Source organism: Nocardiopsis sinuspersici (assembly GCF_001998325.1).
Classification (GTDB): domain Bacteria; phylum Actinomycetota; class Actinomycetes; order Streptosporangiales; family Streptosporangiaceae; genus Nocardiopsis; species Nocardiopsis sinuspersici.
Genome location: NZ_MCOK01000001.1, coordinates 5,561,804 through 5,575,467, shown reverse-complemented (window position 1 = coordinate 5,575,467; position 13,664 = coordinate 5,561,804). Strand labels below are relative to the sequence as shown.

Annotated in this window: 14 protein-coding genes and 4 tRNA genes; 8 read left to right on the top strand and 10 right to left on the bottom strand. The window is 68.9% G+C overall.

What is annotated here, in order from left to right:
- Positions 1-32 precede the first annotated feature (32 nt).
- The 5 genes from NOSIN_RS24100 (at position 33) to NOSIN_RS24080 (ending at position 3,705) form a co-directional block, all read left to right on the top strand.
- On the top strand, positions 33-371 hold the full coding sequence (locus NOSIN_RS24100) for a tRNA lysidine(34) synthetase (RefSeq protein WP_077692919.1): 339 nt from the start codon (positions 33-35) through the stop codon (positions 369-371).
- Positions 371-1,216: a hypothetical protein gene (locus tag NOSIN_RS24095; protein WP_143832992.1), complete on the top strand. Its 846-nt coding sequence runs from the start codon at positions 371-373 to the stop codon at positions 1,214-1,216. The genes NOSIN_RS24100 and NOSIN_RS24095 overlap by 1 nt, the downstream gene beginning before the upstream one ends.
- A 10-nt stretch (positions 1,217-1,226) precedes the next feature.
- A complete protein-coding gene (locus NOSIN_RS24090; protein ID WP_077692917.1) occupies positions 1,227-1,919 on the top strand; it encodes an ATP-binding protein in 693 nt (230 codons plus the stop codon).
- A 98-nt stretch (positions 1,920-2,017) separates the two neighbouring features.
- Positions 2,018-2,266: a helix-turn-helix transcriptional regulator gene (locus NOSIN_RS24085; RefSeq protein WP_375539649.1), complete on the top strand. Its 249-nt coding sequence runs from the start codon at positions 2,018-2,020 to the stop codon at positions 2,264-2,266.
- Complete coding sequence (locus NOSIN_RS24080; RefSeq protein WP_077692916.1) at positions 2,266-3,705, top strand: tyrosine-type recombinase/integrase; 1,440 nt, start codon at positions 2,266-2,268, stop codon at positions 3,703-3,705. Before NOSIN_RS24085 ends, NOSIN_RS24080 begins: the two co-directional genes overlap by 1 nt.
- Positions 3,706-3,834: 129 nt before the next feature.
- On the opposite strand, the gene NOSIN_RS24075 is transcribed toward NOSIN_RS24080, so the two are convergent.
- The 4 genes from NOSIN_RS24075 to NOSIN_RS24060 all read right to left on the bottom strand — a co-directional run bounded on the left by NOSIN_RS24075 (position 3,835) and on the right by NOSIN_RS24060 (position 5,798).
- Positions 3,835-3,908, bottom strand: a tRNA-Phe gene (locus NOSIN_RS24075).
- Positions 3,909-3,933: 25 nt separating this feature from the next.
- Positions 3,934-4,008 (bottom strand) — tRNA-Asp (locus tag NOSIN_RS24070).
- Between the two features lie 88 nt (positions 4,009-4,096).
- Positions 4,097-4,169, bottom strand: a tRNA-Glu gene (locus NOSIN_RS24065).
- Positions 4,170-4,265: 96 nt separating this feature from the next.
- Complete coding sequence (locus NOSIN_RS24060) at positions 4,266-5,798, bottom strand: metallophosphoesterase family protein (protein WP_077692915.1); 1,533 nt, start codon at positions 5,796-5,798, stop codon at positions 4,266-4,268.
- Positions 5,799-5,894: 96 nt separating this feature from the next.
- Here NOSIN_RS24060 and NOSIN_RS24055 point away from each other — a divergent pair, with 96 nt between their 5' ends.
- Positions 5,895-6,245 carry a metallopeptidase family protein gene (locus NOSIN_RS24055; protein ID WP_077692914.1) on the top strand — a complete coding sequence of 117 codons (351 nt, stop codon included), beginning with the start codon at positions 5,895-5,897 and terminating at the stop codon, positions 6,243-6,245.
- A 342-nt stretch (positions 6,246-6,587) separates the two neighbouring features.
- Positions 6,588-7,892 (top strand): MFS transporter, encoded by a 1,305-nt coding sequence (locus NOSIN_RS24050; RefSeq protein WP_077692913.1) that lies wholly within the window; start codon positions 6,588-6,590, stop codon positions 7,890-7,892.
- Positions 7,893-8,053: 161 nt separating this feature from the next.
- On the opposite strand, the gene NOSIN_RS24045 is transcribed toward NOSIN_RS24050, so the two are convergent.
- The 4 genes from NOSIN_RS24045 to NOSIN_RS24030 form a co-directional block, all read right to left on the bottom strand.
- Entirely contained in the window at positions 8,054-8,314 is a 261-nt protein-coding gene (locus NOSIN_RS24045; RefSeq protein WP_077692912.1) for a PspC domain-containing protein, read from the bottom strand.
- 248 nt (positions 8,315-8,562) lie between these two features.
- Positions 8,563-10,161 (bottom strand): MDR family MFS transporter, encoded by a 1,599-nt coding sequence (locus NOSIN_RS24040; RefSeq protein ID WP_077692911.1) that lies wholly within the window; start codon positions 10,159-10,161, stop codon positions 8,563-8,565.
- A gap of 49 nt (positions 10,162-10,210) precedes the next feature.
- On the bottom strand, positions 10,211-10,825 hold the full coding sequence (locus NOSIN_RS24035; RefSeq protein ID WP_077692910.1) for a TetR/AcrR family transcriptional regulator: 615 nt from the start codon (positions 10,823-10,825) through the stop codon (positions 10,211-10,213).
- A gap of 130 nt (positions 10,826-10,955) precedes the next feature.
- Positions 10,956-11,342: a PPOX class F420-dependent oxidoreductase gene (locus NOSIN_RS24030; RefSeq protein ID WP_077692909.1), complete on the bottom strand. Its 387-nt coding sequence runs from the start codon at positions 11,340-11,342 to the stop codon at positions 10,956-10,958.
- Between the two features lie 200 nt (positions 11,343-11,542).
- Here NOSIN_RS24030 and NOSIN_RS24025 point away from each other — a divergent pair.
- Positions 11,543-11,618, top strand: a tRNA-Lys gene (locus NOSIN_RS24025).
- On the opposite strand, the gene NOSIN_RS24020 is transcribed toward NOSIN_RS24025, so the two are convergent.
- Both NOSIN_RS24020 and NOSIN_RS24015 read right to left on the bottom strand, forming a co-directional pair.
- Entirely contained in the window at positions 11,613-12,452 is an 840-nt protein-coding gene (locus NOSIN_RS24020; protein ID WP_227014498.1) for a site-specific integrase, read from the bottom strand. The two genes, NOSIN_RS24025 and NOSIN_RS24020, sit on opposite strands and share 6 nt — an antisense overlap.
- A gap of 528 nt (positions 12,453-12,980) precedes the next feature.
- The gene (locus NOSIN_RS24015) at positions 12,981-13,625 is read right to left on the bottom strand and encodes a TetR/AcrR family transcriptional regulator (protein ID WP_077692908.1); all 645 of its coding nucleotides are present in this window, start codon (positions 13,623-13,625) and stop codon (positions 12,981-12,983) included.
- Positions 13,626-13,664: the final 39 nt, after the last annotated feature.

Below are 13,664 nucleotides of genomic sequence, written 5' to 3'. Positions count from 1 at the left end.
GCCTTCTCACTCCAGTGAGGAGCACTACCAGTATGACCACCGACACCCGCGCCACCGCCCGTGACGTGCGCTGCCACGCCGTGCAGGTCCTGGCGGACCTGCTCGCCGAAGACCTGCCCGAGGTCACCTGGCGGGTGCGCACGGTCCACAGGTTCCTGCGCCTGTACGTCTCCTATCCCCTGGACCACGAGGTCTTGGAGGGGCACGCCGACTCCCACCGGGCCGTACGTGAATGGGCCGCGCACCTGGGCGTCGACGTAGAGCTCATGCACGGCGACACCCCGGCGGCCAGGGCGGTGATCGACGGCATCGGAGTGTGCGTGTGGTGCGCCCCCGAGCGCCGGGACGACGTGAACGCCTCGGAGGAGTAGTGGCACCGGCTGACCCGAGCACGGTGCGCGGGCGGTGGCTGCGCTACGTCTACGCCACCGCCCGCGTTCCCGACAGCGTGCGCGTACTGCTGCTCGTACTCGCGGAGCACATGGACGAGGACGGCCGTGTCGAGGTCAGCCGCGACGACCTCGCGGCCCTGCTCTCCCGGGCCCCGAGACGCATCTCCGCCCGGCTGGCCGACGCGGTCGCGGCGGGGCTGTTGACCCAGGTACGCCGGGGAGCACGCGGCAGGCCGTCCGCGTACCAGGCTGCCCTGCCGGACGGTCTACGGGTGACCCCCGGGCAGCACATGCTTCCGGGGAAACAGGTGACGGAACCCAGCACCCTTTCCCAGGAAGAGGGTGTCCCCCGGGGAGCACATGCTTCCCAGGAAACGGAGGACACCCGGGGGTCACGGGATGACCCGAACTGGTGCCCCACGGGGGTCACCAGTCCCGGGGCCCCTATAAGGGAAGATTCGCGCGACCAGCAGTCACAGGCGACCCCGAGCGCCCCTCCGAAACGGGACGGTTCACCGGCCCCGATCGACCACAAGCGGGTCAACGCGCTCGCGACCGTCTACCACCGGGCCACCAACGGCATGGGCGACTGGAACAAGATCCGCGCCGTCGTCAAGAAGGCCCTGAGGAACGGCTACTCGGACGAGGAGATCTCCCGGGGGCTCGAACACGTCGCGGCAGACGGTCGGTTCACCCTGACCGCCGACACCCTGCGCATCGCGATCAACCGCACCCGGCCACGGCCGCAGCTCCGTGTCGTGGGCGGCCACACCCCGTACCGGAACCCCAGCGATTACGGCGACGATCCGGACCCCTGGTCCTGAGAGGCACCGCATGAACACGACCACCGAAACGCAGTTCTTCGCCAGACTGGCGCGCATCACCCGTGAGAAGGGCCTCGACACCAGGCCCGGCCCGGTCGAGGACGCACCGCACCCCGACCTTCCGGGCCACCCCGCCTACCACCACAGGCAGCGGGTCAACGCGGCCCTGACCAAGTTCGAGCGGGCAACGCCGCCCCGGTACCTGACCGCCTCGACGGAGCACCCCCGGGTGTGCGACTGGGCCGACCAGGTGGCCGCAGACGTCACGCAGGCGCCTTCCCTCATGCTCTGGGGCGGTACCGGCACCGGGAAGACCCACGCGGCGTTCGGCGCGGTGCGCAGGATCGCGCTGACCGGCCCCACACGGTTCGGCTTTCTGGCCACCACGTTCCCGGACCTGTACGCCGCGCTCCGTCCGGGAGCGGGCAACGACGAGGAGCGCGAACGGCTCATGCGCCGCGTGCTGAGCGTGCCCGTGCTGCTCCTGGACGACCTCGGGACCACGAAGTCCTCGCTGTGGACCGAGGAGACGACGTACCGGATCGTCAACCACCGCTACAACCGCATGCTCCCGGTCATCGTCACGAGCAACGAGCCGCCCGCAGCCCTGCCGGAGCTGCTGGGCGACCGGATCGCGTCGCGGCTGATCGAGATGACGACCCGTGTCGAGATGAACGGCCGGGACCGGCGGCTCACCCGGTGAGCGCCGCCGCCCACCTCAGGAAAAGCGACTCCGGCCTGTACCGCCAAGCACCGCCGGAGCCGCGCCCCGAACCCCGTGAGAGGCAAGGAGCACTTCCCATGATGACCGACCGCACCAAGCCGCGCCGGGTGCGACCGGCCAAGACCCCCACCGTCCCGGCACAGCGTGCCCGGGGCTGGCTGACCGTGGACGAGTTCTGCGGGGAGCTGATGATCAGCCGCGACACCTTCTACGACTGGCGCAAGAAGGGGCGCGCCCCCAAGTGCGCCAAGCTCCCGAACGGGAGCCTGCGCATCCGCCGTTCGGAGTTCGAGAAGTTCATGACCACCGCTGAGGACAACGCCTGATGATCGACTCTGACGACCTGAGCTACAAGGTCGCCGTCTGGAAGGTCACCACCTACAAGGGCACCCGGGGCACGACCTACCGGGTGCGCTGGAAGGTCGGCACCGAGGAGTTCAAGGAGCCGTTCAAGAAGCGGGCGCAGGCGGACGCCTTCCGCTCCCAGCTCGTGCAGGCCCAGAGCAGGGGCGAGGCGTTCAGCCTGTCCAAGGGACTGCCCGTGAGCATGCTCCGGGAGGAGCGGCCGGAGATGTCCTGGTACGACTTCGCGGTCGCCTACGTCGACCACAAGTGGCCGGACATCTCCGCCAAGCACCGGGGCAACATCGCGTTCGCCCTGATGATGGCGACGACGGCGCTGTTCACCACCGAACGGGGGATGCCGGACCCGGCGCTGCTCCGGGCCGCGCTGAGGCGTTGGGCCTACAGCAAGACCTACCGGGCGGCGGAGCGTCCACCGGAGGTGGAGGACGCCTTGCGGTGGGCCTCCCGGCACACCCGCGCGGTCGGTGAGCTGGCCGACCCGAAGGTCGCGGACGCCGCCGTGCGCGCGGCCATCCGCGACCTGGAGGGCAGGAAGCTCGTGGTCGGATCCCAGCGGCGCAACCACGGCATCCTCAAGGCCGCGCTGGCCTACGCCGTGAGCGAGGGCCTGCTCGAACGGAACCCGATCGGGGAGCTGGAGGCCACCACGTCCCGCTCCGTCCACCAGGTCGACCGGCGGTGCGTGGTGAACCCGGAGCAGGCCCGGAACCTGCTCGACAAGGTGCGGGAGTACGGCTACGAGGAGACCGAGCGGCGACAGGGCATGAAGTCCGGTCCGCGGCTGGTCGCGTTCTTCGGGTCGATGTACTACGCCGCGCTCCGGCCCGAGGAGGCGGTGAACCTGCGCAAGCACAACCTGTCCCTGCCCGCGCCCCGGATCGACGCGACCGGCTCACCGGTCTACGACTGGGGCGAGATCTACGTGGAGGAGGTCACCCCCGACGCACGGCCGGAGTTCACCGACGACGGCACCAGCCGCGACACCCGGCGCGGCCCGAAGCAGCGCGAGGCCGGAGAGGTCCGGCCGGTCCCCTGCCCGCCGGAGCTGGCCCGGCTCTTCTGGGAGCACCTGGAGGGCTTCGGCACCGACCCGGAGGGGAGGCTGTTCACCGGCGTGCGCGGCGGTCCCCTCGCGACGATCACCTACCGGCGCGCATGGGCCTGGGCACGTGAGGAGGTGCTGAGCGAGGCTGAGGCGCGCTCTCCGCTCGCGAGGCGTCCCTACGACCTCCGGCACACCTGCGTGTCCACGTGGCTCAACGCGGGCGTCTCGGAGACGCTCGTGGCCCAGTGGGCGGGGCACAGCGTGGCCGTGCTCAAGAAGATCTACGCGAAGTGCCTCGTCGGGGAGGAGGACCGGGCCAAGCGCCAGATCGAGGAGGCCCTGCGCCGCTCCTGAACGTGGCCGCGCATTGGCCGTAGGCACCCACCGAGGCCCGCCACCGCCCACCGACAGCCACCGACGCGCGAAAAGGCCCCGCCATCTGTTTACACAGGTGGCGGGGCCTTTTTGCATGTGTGTGGGTTGTGGCTAGGGGCGGGGTCGAACCGCCGACCTTCCGCTTTTCAGGCGGACGCTCGTACCAACTGAGCTACCTAGCCGCGCTCGCCGATCTCTCGGCGACAGCGGTCCTGACGGGATTTGAACCCGCGGCCTCCACCTTGACAGGGTGGCGAGCACTCCTAACTGCTCCACAGGACCTTGTTCTGTTGTCACGCCAGGTCGGTGACCCCGCGTGTGGCTGCGCTTCTCATTCTGCCAGATGTCCGGCAGTGCTCGAACCGCCTCGTACCCCCAACGGGATTCGAACCCGCGCTACCGCCTTGAAAGGGCGGCGTCCTAGGCCGCTAGACGATGGGGGCCCGTGTGACATGCCAAGCATAGGGGAGATACCCGACCAACACCAAAGTGATTCCCCCGGGCGGCCGGAATCAGCCCCACCTGCGGGAACTCCGTCGTCAGGGTGTGCGCTCGGCGTCGTCGGCCTTCTCCGTCGGACTCTCGTCCGGTTCTCCCACGGGGCGGTCCGGATCCGACTCGATGTGCCGCTCGACCTGCGCCGAGGTGAGGCCGACACCGCCCAGGTCGATGTCGTCGCGCGCCTGGAGGCGCCCGGTTTCGGCGTCGAAGTACAGAACCGACGCCTGGTACGGGACCGGACGGCCGGATTCGTGATCCAGGCCACGCAGCCCGGCGCCGCCGGTGGATCCCTGCACCAGGAACCTGGTGCCCAGGCCGGTCAGCTCGGTGGAGCGCAGGTGCTCGCCACCCGTCAGGACCAGGGGCACCACCCCGTCGAACGCCTCCGCCTGCGTGCGCGTGTGCATGAGGACCACGTCCACGTCCTCCTTGGAGCTGATCACCTTCTCGGCCTCCTCCTCGCCCTGGGCGGCCACCTCGGCGGCGTCCGGGTTGAGGCGGGCCGCGTCCGGGGCGTACCTGGGGTCCCCCGATCCGTAGAAGGTCAGGCCGCCCACCTCCTGGACCTCGCCGTCCAGCACCACGGCGTTCTCCTGCGCCGCCACGGCGCGCTGCGTGCCCATGGAGTCGTGCTGGCCGCGCACCCACACGTACGGGACGTCCAGCTCGCCGATCTCCTCGACGAACACGTCCTCGGCCGCGCTGCCGCGGTCGGTGATGTCTCCCGAGTCCACCACCATGTCCGCCCCGTACTGCTTCAGGAGCGTGCTGATGATGCTCCACGACGCCGGGTTCAGCTGGATGTCGGACACGTGCAGCACACGGATCACCGACTCGTCCTCCTCGTAGAGGGGGAGGGTGGAGGTGGCCTCGTAGATCATCGCGACGTTGCCGACCAGGCCCGCCAGCTGTTCCTGGTACTGGCTGAACCGGCCCACCACCTCCTCGGCGCTGCCCACCACCTGCGGTGCTCCCGCGATCAGGCCCGTGTAGCGGGGCTCGGCGATGGAGCTGGGGTTGAAGGTGTTGGCGGCGACGGCGCCGGAGGCCGCGAGCACGCTCAGCGAGACGAGCGCGCTGGCCAGGGCCCGCCACACGTTCCGGAAGAGCAGGAGCCCCGTCAGGGCCGCGCCGAGGACCGCGACGAGCACCGCGCGCACCAACAGGTCGATGACCCCGGCGCGCAGGTCGGAGCCGATGCCCGCGGCCATGCGGTTGATGGCGTCGGGGTCGGCGAAGACCTTCTCGGCGGCGGACAGGCGAATGTCGGTGATGGTCGCCTCGAGCTTGAGGGGGGCGTCGTGGGTGTCGAAGGCCAACTGCCCCAGCGGGGCGACGTTGACGACCGTCTCACCGTGCCACTGGGGGCTCAGCCCCAGCGTGACGTCGGCGGGGCCGATGGGGGTGACCACCTGCCCGCCCAGCGCCAGGCCGAGCCAGCCCCCGACCAGGCCCGCCACGACGACCCATACCCACCTCCACGCGCGCCCCGCACGCAGCCGGTCGAAGGTGCCGCGGAGCCGGCGGAGGGCCCCACGGAGGTCGTACCCGCGGATCGCTTCCCAAGACAACACACCCCCATCATGCCGTCGTGGGAGGCCGTTCCCAATGTTTCCTCCCCTCCAGAGTGTTATGTCTCTTCCGGCGGGCGGCGCTCAGGCAGCACAATGGCGGGTGTGGTGGAACTGACACGCAGGGACTTCGAGGAACTGGTCGCCGACGCCCTGGACCAGATCCCGTCCGAGCTGGCGGGGCTGATGGACAACGTGGTGATCACCGTCGAGGAGGAGTCCCCGGACGGGCTGCTCGGCCTGTACGAGGGCATCCCGCTGACCGAGCGCGGGGACGCCTACTTCGGCGTACTGCCCGACCAGATCTTCATCTACCGGCACAACATCTGCGCCTTCTGCGAGAGCCCCGAACAGGTGGTGGAGGAGGTCCTGGTCACCGTGGTGCACGAGATCGCGCACCACTTCGGGATCGACGACGCCAGGCTGACCGAACTCGGCTGGGGGTGAGCCGCCACGCCCGCCCGGCCCCCGCTCCCGTACCGCGGCTCCCGTGAGGGGCGCGGAGGACGCTACTCGCGACTCTCCGTAAAGGCCAGGGAACTATTAGCGCATACCTGGCATTCCTGGTCATCCCGAGATCTCTTGCTCAAATATCCCTGCCAGGGAGAACAATCCGTTCATGACCTGCGGAGGACGCGACCGAATCCGCTCCAGCATTCCTTACTCACAGCAACGAATCAGACACGAATTTCCGGAAAAGGCTTGCGATGAGGGCCACCTTCCGGAACTGTTGGTTATTGGGACACGACACAGCGTGATTACAACCCTGTAACAGTAAGGGAGTGCCGGGTGGCCAATCCGCGCCTCGACAACACACCTGACAACGAGGACCACGAGTCCTCGAGCGCCCCCAACAACAACGACGACTGGCGGAGCAGCTACCGCGACGTCATGGCGATCGGAGAGTTCCGCTCCGTCTGGCTCGCCCACGCGCTGTCGATGATCGGCACGAACCTGCTGAACATCGCCACCAGCGTCCTCGTCTTCCAGGTGACCGGATCGGCGCTCGCCGCGGGCGTCACCCTGGCCCTGACCTTCCTGCCGCCGATCATCAGCCCCCTGATCGCGGGACTCGCCGACCTCTTCCCCCGTCGACGCGTCATGATCGCCTGCGACATCGCGCGTGCGGCCGTCATCGTGCTCATCGGTATCCCCGGCATGCCGATCTGGGCCATCTGGATACTGCTGTTCTGCTCGGTGCTGCCGTCGATCCCCTTCGCCGCGGCCCGGGCGGCGATGATGGCCGAGATCGTCCAGGGCGAGCGCTACGTGGCGAGCACCGCCATCATCCAGCTGACCTCGCAGATCGGCATGCTCGCCGGTCTGGTCGCCGGCGGCGTGATCGTCTCCTACGTGGGCCCCAACATCACCGTGATGTCGACCGGCATCCTCTTCGTGCTGTCCGCCGTCGTCGTGCTGCTGGGGGTCAAGGCCCGTCCCTCGCCCCACGCGGACAAGGAGGACCGCCCCGGGTTCCTGGCCATGACCCGCGACGGCGCCAAGCTCGTCTTCGCCGATCCCCGTCTGCGCACCCTGGCGCTGCTCGCCTGGCTCGCCGGGCTGTACGGCATCCCCTACGGCCTGGCCAACCCCATGGCCCAGGAGATCGGCGCGGGTCCGGCCGCCGCCGGGTTCATCATGGCGGGCGCCCCGATCGGAGCCTTCGCCGGCGGGCTCGTCCTGACACGGATCATCCCGCCGCCCACCCGTATGCGCCTGCTCGGCCCGCTGGCGGTGCTCACCTGTGTGCCCCTGCTGCTGTGGCTGACCGGCCCGCCGCTGTGGCTGATGGTGACGGCCCTGGCGCTCTGCGGCGTCGCGGGCTCCTACCAGTTCGTGGCCAACGCGGCCTTCGTACTGTGCGTGCCCCAGGAGGGCCGCGGTCTGGCCTTCGGACTGGTCGCGGCGGGACTCCAGGCGGCACAGGGCGTGGGCATCCTGGTCGCCGGGTTCTTCGCCGAGCACTTCGGTACCGGAGTCGTCATCGCGTCGGCCGGTGTCCTCGGCGTCGTCTGCGCGGCGCTGCTGTCGATCCCGTGGTCGCGGATGGCCGGGCAGACCATCGAACGGATGAACGCGACCGGGAACGCCTAGGGCCCCGCGCGGCGGGCTGTGCGCCCGCCGGACACGTTCTGGTGTCTAGTGCTCCTTGGCGCACTCCGCGGGGGTGTCGCGGGTCTCCTCGACCTCGCGCTCCTCCCGCGGAGCGCGCAGCTCACGGCGTTCCCAGCCCGGTTGTGCTCTGAGGGTCCACATCAGTTCTCGCTCGGCTTTCCCTGGAAGTTGCGGATGATCTGCTCCAGCAAGGAGCGCTTCTCGTTCTCGGCCGGCATGATCAGCCAGGCCAGGATGTAGACGAAGACGCCGCTGAACCCGAGGGCCGTCAGGACCACGAAGGCCAGGCGGACGATGGTGGAGTCGATGTTGAGGAACTCGGCGATCCCGCCGCACACGCCGGCCAGGTACCGGTCGGAACCACTGCGTCGGAAGCGCTTGTTCTGGTAGCTCTCGTTCATGTCTCCAGCTTGCCCCCTTCCCACGACGATTCCCATCGGGGACAGCCCTGGGCCTCCCCTGACATCCCCCCGAGCCCCCTGGAGGGGCCCGGATACGGGATGCCCGGGCACCCCTGGGAGGTTGGACGGCCGAGGAGGCGAAGGCGTTCCTGAGGCGTGGGACACATCATGGGGCACGGCCTCCCCGGCCGGCGGGAGCCCCGCGCCCGTGCGGTGGGTCCATGCGCCCGCGCGGTGGGAGCCGCCCCCTACACGGAGTCCCTGACGTCCCCGCCCCTGACGTCCCTCCCCTCACGGGGGCCGCTCTCCGCTCCCTCCGTGCTCTCCTTGCCCTGCTCCGTGCCGCCGACGGTGGTGGCCAGCGGCTTCTCGGTGATGAACCAGGAGAGCGCGAATCCGACCAGGGCGATCGGAACCACGTAGAGGAAGATCGGGGGCAGCGCACCGGCGAAGGCGTGCACGACGAACTCGCGCACCGGGCCGGGCAGGCCCTGCAGCATCTGCGGGGTCATGGAGCTGATCCCGGCCTCACCGCCCTCGAACTCCAGGCTTCCGCCCGGTATGCCGGCCATCCGCTCGTTGAGACGGGACACGAAGACCGATCCGAACACGGCGATGCCGAAGGACGCACCGATCTGGCGGAAGTAGTTGTTCGCCGAGGTGGCGGCACCGAGGTCGCGCCGGGGAGCCGTGTTCTGCACGATCAGCACCAGGTTCTGCATCACCATGCCCACGCCCAGACCCATGACCAGCATCGCCGAGCCGTTGTAGAGGTAGGGGGTGTCGGCGTCCATCCGGGAGAGCAGGACCAGGCCTACCGTGATGATGGCGGTGCCGATGATGGGCCAGTGCTTGTAACGGCCGGTGGCGGAGATGAGGCGACCGGTCGTGATGGTGCTGATGAGCATGCCGAGCACCATCGGGAGCATGAGCAGCCCGGACTCGGTCGCGGTGGCGCCCTTGACCATCTGCAGGAACGTGGGCAGGTAGGAGACCGTGGAGAACATCGCGATGCCCACCGTGATACCGATCAGCGCGGTGAGGACGAAGTCGCGGTCACGGAACAGGCGCAGCGGGATGATCGGCTCGGCCGCACGCCGCTCCACCAGCACGAACAGGAACGCCGCCGCGATCGCCGCCGCCCCCAGTCCGAGGATCTGCGGGCTCACCCAGTCGTAGGTGTGGCCGCCCCAGCTGGTCAGCAGCACCAGGCACACGCTCGTGGCGGCCAGGAGAACGGTGCCCGTGTAATCCAGCTTCGGCCTGGGCCCCTCGGGCTTGGGCAGGCGGATCATGGTCGCCGCCGCGACCAGGGCGACCGCTCCCAGGGGCAGGTTGATGTAGAAGATCCAGCGCCAGTCCAACTGGTCGGTGAAGAAGCCGCCGAGCAGCGGACCGGCGATCGAGGAGACCCCGAACACGGCGCCCATGATGCCCATGTACTTGCCGCGTTCCCGTGGGGAGACGACGTCGGCGATGATCGCCTGGGCGCTGATCATCAGACCGCCGCCCCCGATGCCCTGCAGGGCGCGGAAGAGGATGAGCTGGGTCATGTCCTGGGCGAGCCCCGACAGCACGGAACCGAGCAGGAAGACCACGATCGCGAACAGGTACACGTGGCGGCGGCCGAAGATGTCGCCCGCCTTGCCGTAGATCGGCATGCCGACGGTGGCCGCGAGCATGTACGCGGTGACGACCCAGGACAGGTGCTCCAGGCCGTTGAGCTCACCCACGATGGTGGGCAGGGCCGTCGCGACGATGGTCTGGTCCAGGGAGGCCAGCAGCATCGTCAGGATGATCGCCAGGAAGATCCAGCGCAGCCTGGTGCGGCTGGGGGTGGTGGGCATGGGACTCCGTTCGCCTGCTAGGAGGCCCCGAGGGGCCGGAGTGCCCCGGTCAGCCGTTGGGCGCGGACGGCCCGTAGGCCTCGCCCAGATGACGGAAGGCCGCGCGGATCTTGGCGCGGACGTCCGCGGTCTCCTCGCTCTCCGAGAAGTGGAGGCTCTTCATGGTGTGGCGCATCACCGACATGGCCGACGCGGCGACCAGGAGGGGACGGTCGTCCCCGGCTGAGGCGCCGGTCCGCTCGGCGATGGCCGCGGCGAGTTCCATTTCCACGTTGTGGAAGCGGGCGAGCATGCCGCGCACGAGCTGAGGCTCGCGTTCCATGAGTTCCCTGCGCAGGCGCATGTCGGCGCGCTGCGTGGCGAGATCGTCGGTACTGACCAGGAACGTGATCAGCACGGTGATGAGGTCCTCGACGAAGTCGCCGGTGGGTCCGCCACCGACGAACTCCCGCCGTGCCTCCTCGTCGGGAGTCTCCGGAACGTCGCCGAGGAGGGCGTCCTCCTTGGTGGCGAAGTAGTTGAAGAAGGTCCGGGTGGAGACGTCGGCCTCGGCCGCGATCTCCTCCACCGTCACGTTCTCCAGACCGCGCTCCAGGGTGAGGCTCACGGCCGCGTCCTGGAGCGCGCGGCGCGTGGCCTGCTTCTTGCGTTCGCGCAGTCCCAATGGTCCTCCCCCGTGCACGACCAATTATTGCAGACCATGCAAACTTTCTCAACAGGTACTTTTGCGGGACGGAAGCCGCATGCTCCGGGGCGGCCGGTGCGGCCCCACCGGCGCGGGGCCGCACACGCGCCTACCGGCCCACGAAGCGCTCGGGGCGAACGTAGACGATGACGCGCTCCTCCTGGGGGTCGTCCCAGGGGTAGGGCTTCCCGAGGTACTTCTGGGACATCTCGTTGATGAAGGCCTTGTCCTCGTCCTTCTCCACCCGGTCGCACACGCCGCGGACCTCCACGTACATGTAGGGGTCGTCGGGGTCGACGGCCGACACCGCGATCCGGCCGTCGCGCTTGAGGTTGTGCAGCTTCTGCCGGGTCGTGGTCTGGCTGAACCTGAGGAACTCGCCGTCCCAGTCGATCCACACGGGGCTGGACTGGGGTCCACCGTCCGGGCCGAGGGTCGCCACGTGCCCGAACGCGGGTTTGCGCAGGACCGCCTGCTGCTTCTCGGAGAACGCCATGATGCTCCTTGTCGTCGGTTGGCTCAGGATGCTCTCCGAGTACACCAACATGCCCCGTCGCAGGTGCGGCGACGCGCCCGGCCCACGTCCGCGGGGCCGCTGGATCCTCTTCCCACAGGCGTGTTCACCGCTCCACGACCGTTGTGGCGCTGCGGTAGAGTTGTCCCGGTGAAACTCCGGCAGCGCCCGGACGTCCACACGGGGCCTTAGCTCAATTGGCAGAGCAGCGGACTTTTAATCCGCGGGTTCAGGGTTCGATCCCCTGGGGCCCTACCACCGCTCACCTGGGATAACGCCCGCCGAACCCCGGCGGGCGTTGCCTTGGTGGGACCCGGGTGGGGCCCGCATGGGACCACCCCTCCGCTTCCTTCGACGTCGGAGCGCACGGTGCCGAACCCGCGCCGACCGGGCATCACGCAGCACTAGCGCCGCTGTCGCCTCCGCCGCCTCGTGAGCGACCTCGGGTAGCACACTCGTGTACGTGTCCGCGGTCAACACGATGCTCGCGTGCCCCAACATCGCCTGCACCGTCTTCAGGTCCACCCCGGCCGCCAGCGCGAACGTGGCCGCACCGTGCCGCAGATCGTGCAGCCGTACCGGCGGCAGTCCGCTCTCCGTGTTCAACTTCCGGAACGAGCGACTCAGCCGGTCCGGGGCCAGGCAGCCTCCCTTGATACAGGTGAACACCAGGTCCGGGTCCGCACGCCCCGTTCCCGACCGCTCGCTCTGCTGCTTCCTACGGTGGGCACGAAGCACCTGGACCGTCACCTGATCCAGAGCAACGGTGCGGCGGCTCGCCTCGCTCTTGGGCTCAGCTACCACCACGCACCCTCCCACCTGCTGCACCTGGCTTTCCACATGCAGCACCCGCGCGTCTAGGTCCACGTCGCGCCACCGCAGCCCGAGCACCTCACCGCGCCGCAACCCCAGCAGCACCACCAAGTGGAACAGCGCATACAACCGGTGCCCGGCCACGAAGTCCAAAAAGGAGCGGGTGTGCTGCACCGACCACACCGCCACAGCCGGACGGTCACCACCACGCTCCCACTCACGCTGGGCGTCCTGCGTCCACAGCACCGGACGCGGCCGCCTGCCCGAGGTCAGCTTCAACCCCTGGGCAGGATTGGCGTCAAGGTGCCCCTCCCGCACTGCCGTGTTCAACGCCGCTCGCAAAGTGGCCCGCACCCTCTGCACGCTCGTGAGAAGAGGGGCAGTTTCCTGCCCCTCCCGAGGACTCACCAGTGCGGAGGCTGCCGTGCTGGCTGCCTCACGTGAGGCAAACCCTCCACGTCGGACTCGTCTCCGCACCCCGTCACGACGCGGCAGCTCCACCGAGAAGTACCAGCTCCCGTGTCCGCGCCGTCCCAGGTTCGGGCAGCCCTTTCCTAGAGACTTCCTCCGTGCGTCCCGGCACCCACACCTCTTAAAGACCGACATCCCGTTGACCATCGCCACCACCTCCACCCCACCCATGCCCACACTGGCTCGGCCGTCAGTGTGGGGAAATCACCGGGGGCACGTTCCCATGGGCGATGGCGCCCGCAGCGAAGCCCTGTCCTCGCTGGAGCCAGTGGACTACGACTGTGCACTAGTCCAGGGCACGGACAAGGTGTTTCGCGCCGGATGTGGCGGCGGGACTCAGCTGTTGGTCGACGGCCCTGGCCCAGTCGCGGAGTACCGGGCGACGATGGTGCGGACGGCCTCGTCGACTACCTGAGCGACGCGTTCGGCGCTCACCTCCCAGCCCGGCACCAGAAGTGTCGGCCAGAAGACATAGTTGGAGATCATGCCCAAGAACTGGGTGGCTGCGAGGTCCACGTCCTCGACCCGCACCGTTCCCGCCTCGTGCTCAGCCAGGAGGTAGCTGCGTAGGGACTCGAAGTAGGGCATCTTCCCGTGCGAGAACTGCGCATGGGCCAGCTCAGGGAACCGCGGCAGCTCGGCGATGACGATCCTGAACAGGTCGGTCATCTGGGCACGGCCCAACAGCTCGGCGTAACGGCGACCGATGATGCCGAGCCCGTCAACGACGTTGCCTGCCGACGGAGGATCCTCCTCGTCAGCGGTCGACCAGGACTCGGTCACGATGGCGTCGAAGAGGGCGGCTTTGCTCGGAAACTGCTTGAACAAGGTAGCCCGCGAAACGCCCGAGGACTCTGCGATCCGCGCCAACGACGTCCGGTCGTAGCCCAACTCGAGAAACAGTGCGGTCGCGGCCGTCACGATCAGGGCGCGCTTCTCCTGGGCGACGCGCTGGTGATACGTCGTCACGACTCTGCTCATGGGCCAAGCATACGAGGTGAGTGGCTTGACTCACCACTG